This is a genomic window from Pseudomonas sp. SHLD1 (genome assembly GCF_028640935.1).
GTDB lineage: Bacteria > Pseudomonadota > Gammaproteobacteria > Pseudomonadales > Pseudomonadaceae > Chryseomonas > Chryseomonas aestiva.
This window is the reverse complement of record NZ_JAQZAD010000006.1, coordinates 218,972-233,821: the sequence shown is the minus strand read 5'-3', so window position 1 is coordinate 233,821 and position 14,850 is coordinate 218,972. Positions and strand designations below refer to the sequence as shown.

General features: G+C 67.4%; 12 protein-coding genes. 3 read left to right on the top strand and 9 right to left on the bottom strand.

From position 1 onward, the window contains the following. Positions 1–174 precede the first annotated feature (174 nt). From PVZ77_RS01085 to PVZ77_RS01070, 4 genes are all read right to left on the bottom strand, one after another. Positions 175–1,608, bottom strand: a complete 1,434-nt coding sequence (locus PVZ77_RS01085; protein WP_273805647.1) for an efflux transporter outer membrane subunit — start codon at positions 1,606–1,608, stop codon at positions 175–177. Further along, the gene (locus tag PVZ77_RS01080; protein WP_273805648.1) at positions 1,605–4,781 is read right to left on the bottom strand and encodes an efflux RND transporter permease subunit; all 3,177 of its coding nucleotides are present in this window, start codon (positions 4,779–4,781) and stop codon (positions 1,605–1,607) included. The genes PVZ77_RS01085 and PVZ77_RS01080 overlap by 4 nt, the downstream gene beginning before the upstream one ends. 129 nt (positions 4,782–4,910) lie before the next feature. Next, complete coding sequence (locus PVZ77_RS01075) at positions 4,911–6,128, bottom strand: efflux RND transporter periplasmic adaptor subunit (RefSeq protein WP_133860010.1); 1,218 nt, start codon at positions 6,126–6,128, stop codon at positions 4,911–4,913. A 596-nt stretch (positions 6,129–6,724) separates the two neighbouring features. Further along, entirely contained in the window at positions 6,725–7,645 is a 921-nt protein-coding gene (locus PVZ77_RS01070) for a LysR family transcriptional regulator (RefSeq protein ID WP_273805649.1), read from the bottom strand. A 149-nt stretch (positions 7,646–7,794) separates the two neighbouring features. On the opposite strand from PVZ77_RS01070, the gene PVZ77_RS01065 reads away from it, so the two are divergent. Further along, positions 7,795–8,811: a zinc-dependent alcohol dehydrogenase family protein gene (locus PVZ77_RS01065; RefSeq protein ID WP_273805650.1), complete on the top strand. Its 1,017-nt coding sequence runs from the start codon at positions 7,795–7,797 to the stop codon at positions 8,809–8,811. Between the two features lie 57 nt (positions 8,812–8,868). Here the strand turns inward: PVZ77_RS01065 and PVZ77_RS01060 are convergent, their stop codons facing one another. Both PVZ77_RS01060 and PVZ77_RS01055 read right to left on the bottom strand, forming a co-directional pair. Then, entirely contained in the window at positions 8,869–9,930 is a 1,062-nt protein-coding gene (locus PVZ77_RS01060) for an acyltransferase family protein (protein WP_273805651.1), read from the bottom strand. Between the two features lie 302 nt (positions 9,931–10,232). After that, positions 10,233–10,529, bottom strand: coding sequence for a YciI family protein (locus PVZ77_RS01055; RefSeq protein ID WP_058791723.1), 297 nt, complete (start codon positions 10,527–10,529; stop codon positions 10,233–10,235). Positions 10,530–10,726: 197 nt separating this feature from the next. Here PVZ77_RS01055 and PVZ77_RS01050 point away from each other — a divergent pair, with 197 nt between their 5' ends. Continuing rightward, a complete protein-coding gene (locus tag PVZ77_RS01050; protein WP_273805652.1) occupies positions 10,727–11,683 on the top strand; it encodes a sulfonate ABC transporter substrate-binding protein in 957 nt (318 codons plus the stop codon). Positions 11,684–11,688: 5 nt separating this feature from the next. Here the strand turns inward: PVZ77_RS01050 and znuB are convergent, their stop codons facing one another. From znuB to PVZ77_RS01035, 3 genes are read right to left on the bottom strand one after another with little or no spacing between them, the layout of a single operon-like run. Continuing rightward, entirely contained in the window at positions 11,689–12,474 is a 786-nt protein-coding gene (znuB, locus tag PVZ77_RS01045; protein ID WP_273805653.1) for a zinc ABC transporter permease subunit ZnuB, read from the bottom strand. Continuing rightward, positions 12,467–13,237, bottom strand: a complete 771-nt coding sequence (znuC, locus tag PVZ77_RS01040) for a zinc ABC transporter ATP-binding protein ZnuC (RefSeq protein ID WP_273805654.1) — start codon at positions 13,235–13,237, stop codon at positions 12,467–12,469. The genes znuB and znuC overlap by 8 nt, the downstream gene beginning before the upstream one ends. Next, a complete protein-coding gene (locus PVZ77_RS01035; RefSeq protein WP_133860004.1) occupies positions 13,234–13,719 on the bottom strand; it encodes a Fur family transcriptional regulator in 486 nt (161 codons plus the stop codon). The genes znuC and PVZ77_RS01035 overlap by 4 nt, the downstream gene beginning before the upstream one ends. Before the next feature lie 65 nt (positions 13,720–13,784). On the opposite strand from PVZ77_RS01035, the gene znuA reads away from it, so the two are divergent. Further along, positions 13,785–14,771 (top strand): zinc ABC transporter substrate-binding protein ZnuA, encoded by a 987-nt coding sequence (znuA, locus tag PVZ77_RS01030; RefSeq protein WP_273805655.1) that lies wholly within the window; start codon positions 13,785–13,787, stop codon positions 14,769–14,771. The last annotated feature ends 79 nt before the right edge of the window (positions 14,772–14,850 follow it).

Genomic DNA, 14,850 nt, shown 5'->3' with positions numbered 1-14,850 from the left:
CCGGCGGGCGCTGTCAGGGTCTCACTGAGACCTCTGGGACGGGCTTTTGCTCAGATCTGCGCGGAGGAGAGCTCCCCGGTGCGGTGCCCGAGGCACCGCACCGGGGAGCGGAAGAAAAAACCCGACACGCCAAAGGAGCAAGAGAACACGCGTGTCGGGGGTAAGCGCCGGCGGTTAGCGCGCCGGCGCGGGGGAAGCGTTGCCCTGGGCGAGACGGGCGGGCTGGACGTCCCAGCCGCCACCCAGAGCCTTGTAGAGGGCGACGATGCCGCGATAGAGCTCGATTTCGCCCTGGGCCTGCTGGTCCTCGGCGGCCAGGCGTTCGCGCTGGGCGTCCAGCAGTACCAGGAAGTCGGTACCGCCCTCGCGGTAGCGGATCTCGGCCTGGTCGGCAGCGGCGCGGCTGGCCACCGACTGGCGGATCAGCGCCTGCAGGCGCTCCTGGCGACGGCCATAGTCGCTGAAGGCGTTGGCACTCTCTTCCAGGGCGGTCAGCACCTGCTGCTCGTAGTTGGCCAGGGCCTCGTCGGAACCGGCACGGGCGCCGCGCAGGCGGGCGCGCACGCTGCCCAGGTCGAAGGCCGCCCAGCTGATGCTCGGGCCAAGGCCCCAGGCGCGGGCGGCACTGCTGCCGATCTGCGAGCCGCGTCCGGCGGTGAAGCCGAGAAAGCCGGAGAGACTGACCCGCGGAAACAGATCGGCGGTGGCCACGCCAACGTCGGCGGTGGCGGCGGCCAGCCGGCGTTCGGCGGCCGCCACGTCCGGACGGCGGCGCAGCAGTTCGCCGGGATCGCCGATGGGTAGGCGCTTGGCGATGGCGGGCAGGGCCTTGGGCGAGAGATCCACGCTCAGCGCATCCGGGCGCTGGCCGAGCAGGGTGGCGATGCGGTTGCGCGCGCGGGTGGCCTGGGCCTGGAATTCCGGCAGGCTGGCTTCGGTGGCCGCCAGGCGCGCCTCGCTGCGCTGCACGTCCAGGTCGCTGCCCATGCCTTCGTCTCTGAGGGTCACGGTCAGGCGGCGCGCCTCGCGCTGGTTGCCCAGGTTGTCCCGGGCGATGCGTTCGCGCAGCTGGGCGCCGCGCAGGTCGCCGTAGGCGTCCACCAGTTCGGCGATCAGGCTGACCTGCAGGCCGGCGAGGTCGGAGGCCGCGGCTTCGGCGCGGGCATCGCTGGCTTCCAGGGTATGGCGCACGCGACCGAACAGGTCCAGCTCCCAGGCCATGTCCATGCCCAGGTCATAGCGCTCGCTGTTAACTCGCTCTTCGGTCAGGCCGGGCTGCTGGGCCTTGCCGAGCTGGCTGCTGGCGCGGCTGGTGACCGTGGGATAGAGGTCGTTGGCGTCGTCATCGCGCAGGGCGCGGGCGGCACGCAGCCGGGCGAAGGCCGCGCGCAATTCGCGGTTGCCGTCCAGGCTGCTGGCGACCAGGGCGTTGAGGGTCGGGTCCTCGAACTGGCGCCACCAGAGTGTCTCGAAGCGCCCCTGGTCGTAGACCGCGGGCTGCTGGCTGGCCTGGAGTTGCGCGGGCGCCTGCTCGGGCGCCTGGTAGTGCGGACCGACGGCGCAGGCGGAGACCGCCAGCGCCAGCAGCAGGGGAGCGAAAGCCTTCATGCCTGGGCCTCCTGGGCAACGGCGGAGCGGGCCTGGCGACGCTCCACGAAGGCGCGTACCAGCACATAGAACAACGGCGTGAGCAGCAGGCCGAAGAAAGTCACCCCGAGCATTCCGGAGAACACGGCGACGCCCATGGCATGGCGCATCTCGGCACCGGCCCCGGTCGAGGTCACCAAGGGCACCACCCCCATGATGAAGGCGAAGCTGGTCATCAGGATGGGTCTCAGGCGCAGGCGGCAAGCCTCCAGCACCGCGGCGACGCGGTCCTTGCCGGTGGCCTGCTGGTCCTTGGCGAACTCGACGATGAGGATGGCGTTCTTGCACGCCAGGCCCACCAGCACGATCAGGCCGATCTGGGTGAAGATGTTGTTGTCGCTGCCGGCCAGGATCACCCCGGTGATGGCCGAAAGCAGAGTCATGGGCACGATCAGGATCACTGCCAGCGGCAGACTCCAGCTCTCGTACTGGGCGGCCAGCACCAGGAAGGCCAGCAGCACGCAGAGCGGGAACACCAGCAGGGCGGTATTGCCGGAGAGGATCTGCTGGTAGGTCAGCTCGGTCCATTCGAAGGTCATGCCGTTGGGCAGCTCCTGCTTGAGCAGCCCCTCGATGGCCGCCTGAGCCTGGCCGGAGCTGTAGCCCGGGGCCGGCGCGCCGTTGATTTCGGCGGTGAGGAAGCCATTGTAGTGCATCACCCGATCAGGGCCGGCGGTGTCGCTGATCTTGACGAAGGTGGACAGGGGCACCATCTCGCCGCGGTCGTTGCGCACCTTGAGCTGGCCGATCTGCTCGGGCTCCAGGCGGAAGCGCTGGTCGGCCTGGACGTTGACCTGGAAGGTACGGCCGAAGCGATTGAAATCGTTGGCGTAGACCGAGCCCAGGTAGGCCTGCAGGGTGTCGAAGATGGCGTCGATGGGCACCCCGTGGGTCTTGGCCTTCTCGCGATCGATGTGGGCATCGATCTGCGGCACGTTGACCTGGTAGCTGGTGAACAGCGACTCCGGCGCCAGTTCCGGCAGCTGCCGCGCCTTGGCCAGCACGCTCTGGGTCTGGGCGTAGAGCTCTTCGTAGCCCAGGTTGCCGCGGTCCTCCACCTGCAGGCGGAAGCCGCCGATGCTGCCCAGTCCCTGCACCGGTGGCGGCGGAAAGATGGCGATGATGGATTCCTGGATGGCGGCGAATTCGCCGTTCAGCTGGGCGGCGATGGCGCCGGCCGACAGCTGGGGATCACGGCGCTCCTCGAAGGGCTTCAGGGTCACGAAGACGATGCCGCTGTTGGGGCTGTTGGTGAAGCCATTGATGGACAGGCCGGGGAAGGCCACGGTGCTTTCCACGCCCGGGTGCTTGAGGGCGATGGCCGACATGCGGCGGATGACCTCTTCGCTGCGATCCAGGGTGGCGGCGTCGGGCAACTGGGCGAAGGCCACCAGGTACTGCTTGTCCTGGGGCGGCACGAAGCCGGTCGGCGTCTTCACCAGACCCAGGCCGGTCAGGCCCAGCAGCACCACATAGAGCACCAGCACGATGGAGCTACCGCGCAGCACCCGGCGCACGGCGCCGACATAGCCGTGGCTGGCCTTTTCGAAGAAGCGGTTGAAGGGGGCGAACAGCCAGCCACCGAACAGCCGGTCGAGCAGGCGCGAGAAACGGTCCTTGGGCGCGTCGTGGCCCTTGAGCAGCACTGCGGCCAGGGCCGGCGACAGGGTCAGGGAGTTGAAGGCCGAGATCACCGTGGAGATGGCGATGGTCAGGGCGAACTGGCGATAGAACTGCCCGGTGAGACCGGAGATGAAGGCGGTCGGCACGAACACCGCGCAGAGCACCAGGGCGGTGGCGATGATGGGCCCGGTCACCTCGCTCATGGCGCGCCGGGTGGCCGCCACCGGTTCCAGGCCCAGGCCGATGTTTCGTTCGACGTTTTCCACCACCACGATGGCGTCGTCCACCACGATGCCGATGGCCAGCACCAGGCCGAACAGCGACAGCGCATTGAGCGAGAAGCCGAAGGCGTGCATCACCGCGAAGGTACCGATCAGCGACACCGGTACCGCCACCAGGGGAATGATGGAGGCGCGCCAGGTCTGCAGGAACAGGATCACCACCAGCACCACCAGGATGATGGCTTCGAACAGCGTATGCACCACGGCTTCGATGGAGCCGCGCACGAAGATGGTGGGGTCGTAGACGATCTCGTAGTCCATGCCCTGGGGGAAGCTCTGCTTGAGCTCGGCCATCTTGGCGCGCACCTGGTTTGACAGGTCGATGGCATTGCTGCCGGGGCGCTGGAAGATCGGGATGGCCACCGCCGGCTGGTTGTTCAGCAGGGATCTCAGGGCGTACTGGTTGGAGCCCAGTTCGATGCGGGCGATGTCGCGCAGCCGGGTGATCTGGCCGTCGCTGCCGGCGCGCACGATGATGTTGGCGAACTCTTCCTCATCCACCAGGCGGCCCTGGGTGTTGATGGCCAGCTGGAAGCTGGTGCTGCCGGGGGCCGGCGGTGCGCCGAGGGCACCGGCGGCGACCTGGCGATTCTGCTCGCGGATGGCGGTGACCACGTCGCTGGCGGTCAGGCCGCGCGAGGCGACCTTGTCCGGATCGAGCCAGACGCGCAGGGAATAGTCGCCCATGCCAAACAGCTGCACATCGCCCACGCCGTCCAGTCGCGCCAGCTCGTCCTTGACATTGATCAGGGCGTAGTTGGACAGATAGAGCATGTCGTAGCGCTGATCCGGCGAGGTCAGGTGCACCACCATCGCCAGGTCCGGCGAAGCCTTGTCGGCGGTCACGCCGAGGCGCTGCACCTCTTCCGGAAGCTTGGGCAGGGTGCGGGTAACGCGATTCTGCACCTGCACCTGAGCAGTATCCAGGTTGGTGCCCAGGGCGAAGGTGATGGTCAGGGTCAGCTTGCCGTCGGCGGTCGACTGGGACGACAGGTAGAGCATGTGCTCCACGCCGTTCATGGCCTGCTCCAAGGGCGCGGCGACGGTCTCGCCGATCACCTTGGGATTGGCGCCGGGGAAGGTGGCGCGCACCACCACGGTGGGCGGGACCACCTCGGGGTATTCGCTGATCGGCAGCTGGAACAGTGAGATGGCCCCGCCGATCAGGATGATCAGTGAGAGCACGGCGGCGAAGATCGGCCGGCGGATGAAGAACTGGGAGAAGTTCATCGGAAATGTCCTGGCAAGGAGGCGTGCAGAACGCAGCCACGCGGGGTCGCTCCCGCCTCATGGTGGAGGCAGGAGCGACCTCTGAGGTCGCGTTGTCGATCGGATCTGGGAAGCGGTCTACGGCGGCGGTTAGCGACTACCCACCTTGAGCGGCTGGGTAGGCGCCGGCAGGCTGGCCAGTACCGCGTCGCGCTGGCGCTTGAGGGCAGCCAGGGTGGTGGCATCGGCCATGGGCACCGACTGGGCGTCGACGGTCATGCCCGGGCGCACCCGCTGCAGGCCGTTGACCACGATGCGATCGCCGGCTTCCAGTCCCTTGCGCACGATGCGCAGGCCTTCCAGGCGCGGACCCAGATCGACGGTGCGGTAGGCCGTCTTGCTCTGGCCATCCACCACCAGCACGAATTTCTTGCCCAGGTCGGTGCCCACGGCGGCGTCCTGGATCAGGGTGCCGTCGTAGGTGCCACTGCCCACCAGGCGCAGCCGGGCATAGAGCCCCGGGGTGAAGCGACCGTCGGCGTTATCGAACACGGCGCGACCATGGATGGTGCCGGTGCGCGGATCGAGCTGGTTGTCCATGAAGTCCATGTGGCCTTCGTGGGAGAAGTCGTCCTCGTTGGACAGCGCCATGTAGACCGGGCTGGCCGTGCCGCGCTGACCCTGGCGAGCCAGGGCCTGCTGCTTGAGGAAGACGCGCTCGTCGGCGTCGAAATAGGCATAGACCTTGTCGGTGGAGACCAGGGTGGTGAGACGCGTGTCACCGGCGTTGACCAAGTTGCCGGCGGTCACCTCGGCGCGGCCGACGCGCCCGTCGATGGCGGCGCGGACCTCGGTGAAGCCCAGGTTCAGGCGTGCGGCATCCAGTTGTGCCTGGGCGGCGGCGACGCTGGCCTTGGCTTCCTGGGCGGCGCTGCGGCGGGCCTCGACGATTTCCGCGGAGATGGCGTTGCTGCTGCGCAGGCGTTCGCCGCGGGCGGCTTCGTCGGCGGTGCGACTGGCGCTGGCGCGGGCCTGTTGCAGCTCGGCTTCGAGGCGCTTGACCTCGGCCTGGAAGGGGCGCGGATCGATCTGCAGCAGCAAGTCGCCACGCTTGACCCGGGCACCCTCGTGGAAGAGTACGCGGTCGACGTAGCCGGAGACGCGAGGACGCACCACCACGGACTCGGGCGCTTCCAGGCGGCCGGTCACCTCGTCCCATTCCACCACCGGCTGGCGCAGCACCTCGGCGGCGCTCACCTTGGGCGCGGGCGGTGCGGCGCTGGCCTGGGGATGGGAATCGCCGCAGGCGGCCAGGAACAGTGTTGAGGTCAGGGCCAAGGGGCCGAGGGTTTTCGCGAAGAGATCCATGTTCGAGTCCGCCCGAGGTGGAAAGAGGTCAGGGAGGCGAGTCTGCCGCCGCGCGCGGGCAGCGACGAATCGAAGGGCTCGAACTTATTTATCGATGGCGATGATGGTTTTACTGTAGGTATCGCTGGCGGTGATGGCGCTGAGTGTAGAGCTGCAGCCTAGAGCGCTTCAGCTCGGCGTTCGCCCTGGGCTAGAGTGGCAGGGCTGCAGACCCTGGCCTTGCTCATGCGCGCCGCGATGGTCTCCAGGCTCCGGCCCAGATCCCGCTGGAGGATGACGATGTTGCTATCTAGCCACGCCCTGGTATTGATCACCGCGCTACTGGCCAGCGCGGCAACGGCCGCCCAGCCGGTCTTGCCGACGCCCGCACCTGCTCATTCTAAATACCTGTTCCTGGCCGGCAACGGGGGAGCCGGCGGTGCAGGTGGCGCAGGCGGTAGCGGCGCGCTACCGGGCAAGGGTGGTAGCGGGGGGCAGGGCGGCGCCGCTGGGCCTGGCGGCGTTCCCGGCGCCAAGGGTGCGGACGGTGCCGAGGGAACCGTTATCCCTAATCGTCGGACGCATCGCGGCAACCAGAGGTACGACGCTGGCGAGCGCTAGAGACTGTCCGGATCGCCAATGAACATCTGGATGCGCGACCTCAGCCAGCGCTCGCCGAGGTCGTGATCTTGGGCGCCGCTCCAGGCCATGGGTAGCTCATGGCTGCCGTCGCGTAGCTCTTCCGGCGGGTCCTCGTACCTGAGGCCGCCGGTGCTGGCCAGTAGGCGCGCGGTGTAGTCCGGCACCATCACCAGCAGATCGGTTTCCGCCAGCAGTGACCCCAGGCCATTGAACTGGGGCACCGCCAGTACCACCCGGCGGCGGCGGCCGAGCTTGTCGAGCAATTCGTCGATATAGCCGGTGAGATCGCCGGCATAGGACACCAGGGCATGGGGGCGGGCGCAGTATTCGTCCAGGGTCAGGCGCCCGGGCTTGCTGTCGGCGCGCAGCACCTTGAAGCCGAAGCGGCGTACCGGCCGGCGCTTGGCATTGGCCGGCAACTCCTCGGTATAGCCCACCGCCACGGTGATCTCGCCGGAGGCCAACATGCCAGCGGCGGTCAGGTAGTTCATCCGCCGCACCACCAGGGTGGTGCCGGGTGCCTCGATGCGGATGCGCCTGAGCAGCGGCGGCAGCAGGGCGAATTCGACGTCGTCGGACAGGCCGACACGAAATACTCGGTCGGCGTTGGCTGGCTCGAAACTCTGGGTGCGGCTCACCGCGCTGGAGATCTGGTCCAGCGCCGGCGACAGCAGGGCGGCGATCTCCTGAGCCCGCGGGGTGGGTTCCATGCTGCGCCCGGTGCGGACGAACAGCGGATCGTCGAACAGGGTGCGTAGCCGCGCCAGGGCCGCGCTGATCGCCGGCTGGCCGAGAAACAGCTTTTCCGCGGCACGGGTGACGCTGCGCTCGAGCATCAGGGTCTCGAACACGATGAGCAGGTTGAGGTCGACGCGACGCAAATCGGTACGGTTCATTCAGGCCCCGGCAGGGAGTGGATCGATACCCCCGATGTCCATTATCGATGGGGATGCATAGAATCCTAAGGGAAGGCTGGTTAGAGTCCTAGTCATAGCAGTCCGCCTCGGCAAACGTCCCGGGGTTGGCATCAACGCGAGGTAATGCCATGTCCCGCCTGATCCAGTTCACCGAATTCGGCCCGCCGGAGGTGCTCGCCTGCATCGATCGGCCCACGCCCGTGGCGGGTCCAGGCGAGGTGCTGGTGCGGGTAGCAGCCATCGGCGTGAGCTGGTACGACGTGCTCTGGCGGCAGAATCTGGCCCCCGAGCAGGCCGTACCGCCGGCCGGTCTCGGCTGCGAGCTGGCCGGGGTGGTCACCGCCCTGGGCGAAGGCGTGGCCGACCTGGCGGTAGGCGATCGCGTGGCCAGTTTTCTGGGTCACGACATCAATCGCTACCCGGCCTATGGCGACGACCTGGTCTATCCGGCCACCTCCCTGGTGCGCTACCCGGACGTGCTCACCCCGGTGGAAGCCGCGGTGCACTACAACCCGCTGCTCACCGTCTATACCGCGCTGATGCATCAGGCCCGGCTGCAACCGGGCGAATGGGTGCTGATCACCGATGCCAGCCGCTGCTGCGGCCCGGCCTCCATCCAGCTGGCCAAGGCCCTGGGTGCCCGGGTCATCGCCAGTACCCACGACGCCGGCGACCGTGACTACCTCCGGGAGCTGGGTGCGGAACGGGTCATCGCCGCCGAGGAAGAGGATCTGGTCAGCCGCATCGCCAGCATCACCGACGGCGTCGGCGTGCACGTGGCCCTGGATGCCCTGGGCGGGCCGCAACTGGCGCTGCTCGGCGAGGCCATGGCGCCCCGCGGCCGGCTGCTGCTCTATGGCCTCAACGGTGGCAACCAGACTCCGCTGCCGGCCTGCGCGGCCTTCAAGAAGAAATTCAAGCTCTACATCCACTGCGTGCAGGACTTCACCGGCCAGCCGGAGATGGGCCTGGAAGCCGATTGCGCCGCGGTACGCGAGGCCCTGCAGCACATTGACCAGCTGACCCGTGATCGCCTGCTCAAAGCGCAGATCAAACAGGTCTTTCCCTTCGAGCGGTTCGTCGAGGCCCACCGCTGCATGGAGCAGTGCCCTACCCGGGGACGTGTCGTTATCAGCGTCGAGTGATGGATCAGGCCACAAAAAAACCCACGCCAAGGCGTGGGTTTTTTGTGGCCCGTGGGGCTAGGCGGCGGCTTTCTTCTGCAGCGGCGGCGTGGCGCGATTGACGCGCGTCTTGGCGCCAAAGAAGGCCACGCTGAGAAAGTGCAGCGGACTGATCCGTTCCAGCACCAGCTTGAGCGCCACCGGCAGGAACAGACCCATGACCATGCTGACGGTAAAGACCACCCAGACATCGTGCACCTGCAGCTTGTTCAGCACGATCCGTGCACCGGCGGTGCCGAAGACGTGGAACAGGTAGATCTCGAAGGAGAAGTACCCCAGCCAGGCCAGCGGCTTGAAGTAGAAGCGGCGGGCGATCAGCAGGCTGATGGCGGCAAGACCGAGGGCGGTACCGATGATGGCCATGTCGGTCTCGTCGAGATCGACCAGCTCGAACAGGTAGGCCTGGTCCAGGATCACCAGGATCACCAGGGCCACGGCCATGGTCACGACATTGCGTTGGGTGATGAGCTGCGCGCCGAAGCGGTAGAGACCCAGGCCCAAAAGGAAGAAGGGGAACAGCTGCACCGCCTTGTAGAGGCTGAACAGGTCTGGAAAGCTCTCCCAGGCAAAGGACGCCGCCAGGGCCACGGCGAACACCAGGCCGAAGTTGCGCAGGGTCAGCAGCAGGCCGGCTTTCTCCAGCAGGGCGATCACCACGAAGATGCAGAAGATCGACTGCAGGAACCAGAAGTGCGCGTAGCTGAAGAAGTAGATGCTGAAGATGTCGGTCAGCTGCGGCTTGTAGTTGGTGTTGGGCACCGCCATCTGCAAGGCGAAGAACAGCGTCGACACCACCAGCAGGGGAATGCCGATGCGTTTGAACTTGCCCTGGTAGAAGCGCGACAGGTCGCTGCCGGTATTCACCGGGCGGAGCGCATAGACATAGCCGGAGATTGCGGTGAACAGCGGCATCCGGACATAGACGAGAGAATCGTAGAGATAGCGCAGCACCGATTCGTCCGGCACCTTCATGCCCAGGGTCGACGAACTGCCGATGACATGGCCCGCTACCATCAGAAACAGCGCCAGTCCGCGAATCGTCTCGATGCGCAGATCCTTTTCAGGCGTGGTCTTGGTCATGCTGAGTCCTCTGTACTAGCTAAGCGAGACAGCGTTTCCACAGGAGTGGGAAAGGATGTCGGCGCATCAGATCATCTGAGCCCGGTGAGCTTAGGCTAGTTCGTTAGCTTCCTTGCGGTGAGGGCGGGAAAAGTCCGGCTTTTCTTGCGCTGCATCACTTTTCTGTGAAGCGATTCCTAGAAGTGTGAACTTGCAACGGCAGCGAACAGCGCTGATTAAGGTGGCATTGTGCCAGTCTTAAGGGGTTCTTAAGCCAAGGTGCGGTAAGGCGGAGGCGGCCGGTCAGGCCGCCAGGGGCCGATTCAGACGAACGCCTTGCCGTCCAGAATCGCCTTGCGCCAGCGGGTGATTCGCACCTCGCCCGGCAGACCGGCGCTGGTGAAAGGATCGCGGGCGATGAAGGCTTCCGCTTCGGTGCGGGTTTCCACATCGACGATATAGACGCTGCCAGTGGCGGTCTCGCCATCGTCACTGAGCTTGGCGCCGCAGGCCAGCAGGGCAGCGGCGTTCTCGCGCAGGAAATCCAGGTGGGCCGGGCGATGCTGCTGGCGCAGGGCCAGGCTGTCCGGCTTGTCGAAGGTCTCGATCAGAAAAGGCATGGCAGGCTCCGATAGGGTCGACGGCCCCGGTGGCCGCCGCTGGCGCAGGGTGGCGTGATCCTGGTGTCAGCGTCAATCGGACCTTGGCTTGTCAACGCTGCCTGGACCGGGCATAGCCTTAGCAGCGAAACGTATTAAACATTCTGGTCTGGATAGGCCAGGCTGACCTTTCCAAATGGAATATAAGGAAGGTCACCATGTTTCGCTCCTCTCTGCAACGATGGCTGGCGCACGGCGCCGTCCTGTTGCTGACACTCGGTATGCTCGCGCCGGCGCAGGCCGCCGACCAGGTCCTGCGCATCGGCTATCAGAAGGGCGGCGGTCTGCTGGCCGTGCTCAAGGCCCAGGGCACTCTGGAGCAGGCTCTGGGCGCTCAGGGCTATCAGGTGAGCTGGCGCGAATTCCAGGCCGGTCCCCAGCTGCTGGAGGCGCTCAACGCCGGCAGCATCGACGTCGGCTACACAGGTTCACCGCCGCCGATCTTTGCCCAGGCGGCCGGGATCGATCTGGTCTACCTGGGCGCCGAACCGGCCAGCGAAGCGGTGGAGGCCATTCTGGTGCCGACCGCCTCGCCGATCCGTGACGTTGCCGGCCTCAAGGGCAGGAAGGTGGCGGTGCAGAAGGGCTCGAGCGCCAACTTCCTGCTGGTCGCCGCCCTGGAAAAGGCCGGGCTGAGCTTCAGGGACATCCAGCCGGTCTATCTACCGCCAGCCGATGCCCGCGCCGCCTTCGTCAACGGTTCGGTGGATGCCTGGGTGGTCTGGGACCCCTATCTCGCGGCCATCCAGCAGAGCCAGCCGGTGCGCGTGCTCGCCGACTACAAGGGCCTGTTGCACGCCAACAGCTTCTATGAAGGCTCGCGCCGTTTCGCCGACGCCCATCCCGCGGCGATCCGCCTGCTGCTGGCGGAACTGGCCAAGGCGGGCGCCTGGGCCAATGCCCACAAGCCGGAGGTGACGCGCATCCTGGCCAAGCAGATCGGACTGCCGGAAACGGTGATCGCCACCTGGCAGGCGCGTACCGGGTATGGCGCGACGGCGCTGACGCCGGCGATCATCGCCACCCAGCAGCAGACCGCCGACATCTTCAAGGCCCAAGGGCTGATTCCCCGGCCGGTGGACGTCAGCCAGGCGGTCTGGCGGGCGCCGCGCTAGAACGCCTAGGCGCGGCGGGGTATGAGGTAGCCCAGCAGAAACATCCCGGCGGCGGCCACCACCACCGAGGGCCCGGCCGGGGTGTCCTGGTACCAGGACAGGGTCAGGCCCAGGCACACCGCGGCCATGCCCAGCAGGCTGGCGCCACAGGCCATCTGCTCGGGACTGCGGGCGTGGCGCTGGGCGGTGGCGGCAGGAATGATCAGCAGCGAGGTGATCAGCAGCACCCCGACGATCTTCATGGCCACGGCGATGACGATGGCCACCAGCAGCATCAGCGCCAGGCGGATCCAGGTCACCGGCAGCCCCTCGACCTGGGCCAGTTCCTCGTGCACGGTGATGGCCAGCAGCGGGCGCCACAGGCAGGCCAGGGCCGCCAGCACCAGGGCGCTGCCGCCAAGGATCCAGCGCAGATCGCCGGGACCCACCGCCAGCAGATCGCCGAACAGGTAGCTCATCAGATCGATGCGCACCTCGTGCATGAACGACAGTGCCACCAGGCCCAGCGACAGGGTGCTGTGGGCGAGGATGCCGAGCAGGGTGTCGGCGGCCAGGCCACGACGGCGCTGCAGCACCACCAGCACCACGGCCAGCGCCAGACAGCCGACGGTGACGGTCAGGGTCGGACTGACATCCAGCAGAAAGCCCACGGCGACCCCGAGCAGGGCGGCGTGGGACAGGGTGTCGCCGAAGTAGGCCATGCGCCGCCAGACCACGAAGGAGCCGAGGGGACCGGCGACGAGGGCGAGGGCGAGACCGGCGAGCAGGGCATACAGCAGAAAATCAGCCATGCTTGCAGTGGGCTCCATGGACATGCGGGGTCTTGACCACGCCGCCATGCAGGTCGTGGGCGTGATCGTGGTGATGGTGATAGACGGCGAGGTTGCGCGCACTCTGGCCGAACAGCGCCTGATAGGCCGGATCACCGCTGACCTGCTCGGGATGGCCGGAGCAGCAGATGTGGCGATTCAGGCAGATCACCTGGTCGGTGGCGCCCATCACCAGATGCAGGTCGTGGGAGACCATCAGCACGCCGCAGCCATGGCGCTCGCGCAACTGGCCGATCAGCCGGTACAGCTCGCTCTGGCCGTTGATGTCGACGCCCTGCACGGGCTCGTCGAGCACCAGCAGCTCGGGCTGGCGAAGCAGCGCGCGGGCCAGCAGCACCCGCTGCAACTCGCCGCCGGAAATGCTCTGCAGGGGACTGTCGATGACGCCCTCGGCGCCCACTTCACCCAGGGCGGCCAGGGCACTGATGCGATTCACGCCCGGCACCAGGCGCAGGAAGCGCAGCACCGACAGCGGCAGGGTGGCATCCACCTGCAGCTTCTGCGGCATGTAGCCGATGCGTAGCCGCGGGCGACGCCAGACGCTGCCGCGATCGGGTGTGAGCAGGCCGAGCACGCTGCGCACCAGGGTGGTCTTGCCGGCGCCGTTGGGGCCGATGAGGGTGACGATGCGGCCGGGATCCAGGGTCAGGCTGACCTGGTCGAGCACCGACTGCCCGGCAAAGGTCACGCCGACATCCTGCAGCCGGATCAGCGCCTCGCTCATGCCTGCTTCCGGCAGGCGGCGCACTGACCGACCACTTCCACGGTCTGGCCTTCCACCTGGAAGCCCACGGCGCTGGCGCCGTCGAGGATGGCCTGGTGCACGGCCGGCTGTTCCAGCTCGATGCTCACCTGGCAGCTGCGGCAGATCAGGAACTGGCCCTGGTGGGCCTCGCCGGGATGGTTGCAGCCGACGAAGGCGTTGAGCGAGGCGATGCGGTGCACCAGGCCGTTCTCGACCAGGAAATCCAGCGCCCGGTAGACGGTGGGCGGCGCGGCGCGGCGGCCGTCCTGCTCGCTGAGCACGGCCAGGATGTCGTAGGCACCGAGCGGCTTGTGGCTTTGCCAGACCAGCTCCAGCACGCGCTTGCGCAGGTCGGTGAGGCGCACGCCGGCGCGACTGCAGAGTGTGTCGGCCTCGGCCAGCGCGTGGGCGACGCAGCGCGAATGATCGTGGGGCCGAAAGGCCAGGGGGGCGTCGGACATGAAACAGTACCTTGGGAGCCAGGACGTTATTATATTGCACCTCTCTTAAGAATCGGGATTTTCACGTGCCGCGCCTCCTACCCCTCGTCGCCTCCCTGCTGCTCGCCTGCACCCTGCTGCCCGCCCAGGCCGAGGTGAAGGTGCTGACCAGCATCAAGCCCCTGCAACTGATCGCCGCGGCCATCCAGGACGGCGCCGGCCAGCCCGCCGTGCTGCTGCCGCCGGGCGCCTCGCCGCACCATTACGCCCTGCGGCCCTCGGATCTGCGCCAGGTGCGCGAGGCCAACCTGGTCTACTGGATCGGCCCGGATCTGGAGACCTTCCTGCCGGCGGTGCTCAAGGAACGCCAGGGCCCCAGCCTGGCCATCCAGGAGTTGCCCGGCCTGCACCTGCGCCGCTTCGGCGAAGAGCATGCGGACGCCCATGACGACGATCACGGCGATGAGCACGAGCACGAGCACGAGCATGCGCACGGTGAGGAACAGGGCGGCGAACCGCAATACGCCCACGACCACGACCATCGTCCGGGCAGCCTGGATGCCCACCTCTGGCTGAGCCCGGCCAATGCCCGGGTGATCGCCACCCGGCTGGCCGCCGACCTGAGCCAGGCCGATCCGGCCAATGCGCAGCGCTATGCGGCCAACCTCAAGACCTTCGAAAGCGGCCTGGCCGCCAAGGACCAGAGCCTGCGCGCCCAGCTGGCGCCACTGGCCGGCAAGCCCTATTTCGTCTTCCACGAAGCCTTCGACTATTTCGAGGAAGCCTATGGCCTGAGCCATCGCGGCGTCTTCGCCCTGGGCGCCGACGTCCAGCCCGGCGCCCGCCACGTGGCCGCCATGCGCGAAGAACTCAAGGCCGCCGGCCCGACCTGCGTCTTCACCGAACCGCCACTGCAGCCAAAGATCGCCACCACCCTGAGCAGCGGTCTGCCGGTGACCCTGGTGGAGCTCGATCCCCTCGGCGCGCACATTCCGGCCGGTGCCGGAGGCTATGGCCAGCTCCTGCAGAACGTCGCCGACACCCTGGGTGGCTGCCTGAGCAAGCTGCCCTGAAGCGCTGCCGGGCGACGGAGCGGCACCCGCTGCCATCCGTCGCCCTTGGGCCACTTCGCGGCCGTTCAGCTTGCGTTCA

Coding starts and splice junctions, on each gene's coding strand:
- znuC (WP_273805654.1), bottom strand. CDS start 13,237: ATGAGCGAGGCGCTGATCCGGCTGCAGGATGTCGGCGTGACCTTTGCC.
- PVZ77_RS01075 (WP_133860010.1), bottom strand. CDS start 6,128: ATGGATCTCTTCGCGAAAACCCTCGGCCCCTTGGCCCTGACCTCAACA.
- PVZ77_RS01085 (WP_273805647.1), bottom strand. CDS start 1,608: ATGAAGGCTTTCGCTCCCCTGCTGCTGGCGCTGGCGGTCTCCGCCTGC.
- znuB (WP_273805653.1), bottom strand. CDS start 12,474: ATGGCTGATTTTCTGCTGTATGCCCTGCTCGCCGGTCTCGCCCTCGCC.
- PVZ77_RS01055 (WP_058791723.1), bottom strand. CDS start 10,529: ATGCCTTTTCTGATCGAGACCTTCGACAAGCCGGACAGCCTGGCCCTG.
- PVZ77_RS01060 (WP_273805651.1), bottom strand. CDS start 9,930: ATGACCAAGACCACGCCTGAAAAGGATCTGCGCATCGAGACGATTCGC.
- PVZ77_RS01065 (WP_273805650.1), top strand. CDS start 7,795: ATGTCCCGCCTGATCCAGTTCACCGAATTCGGCCCGCCGGAGGTGCTC.
- PVZ77_RS01050 (WP_273805652.1), top strand. CDS start 10,727: ATGTTTCGCTCCTCTCTGCAACGATGGCTGGCGCACGGCGCCGTCCTG.
- PVZ77_RS01080 (WP_273805648.1), bottom strand. CDS start 4,781: ATGAACTTCTCCCAGTTCTTCATCCGCCGGCCGATCTTCGCCGCCGTG.
- PVZ77_RS01070 (WP_273805649.1), bottom strand. CDS start 7,645: ATGAACCGTACCGATTTGCGTCGCGTCGACCTCAACCTGCTCATCGTG.
- PVZ77_RS01035 (WP_133860004.1), bottom strand. CDS start 13,719: ATGTCCGACGCCCCCCTGGCCTTTCGGCCCCACGATCATTCGCGCTGC.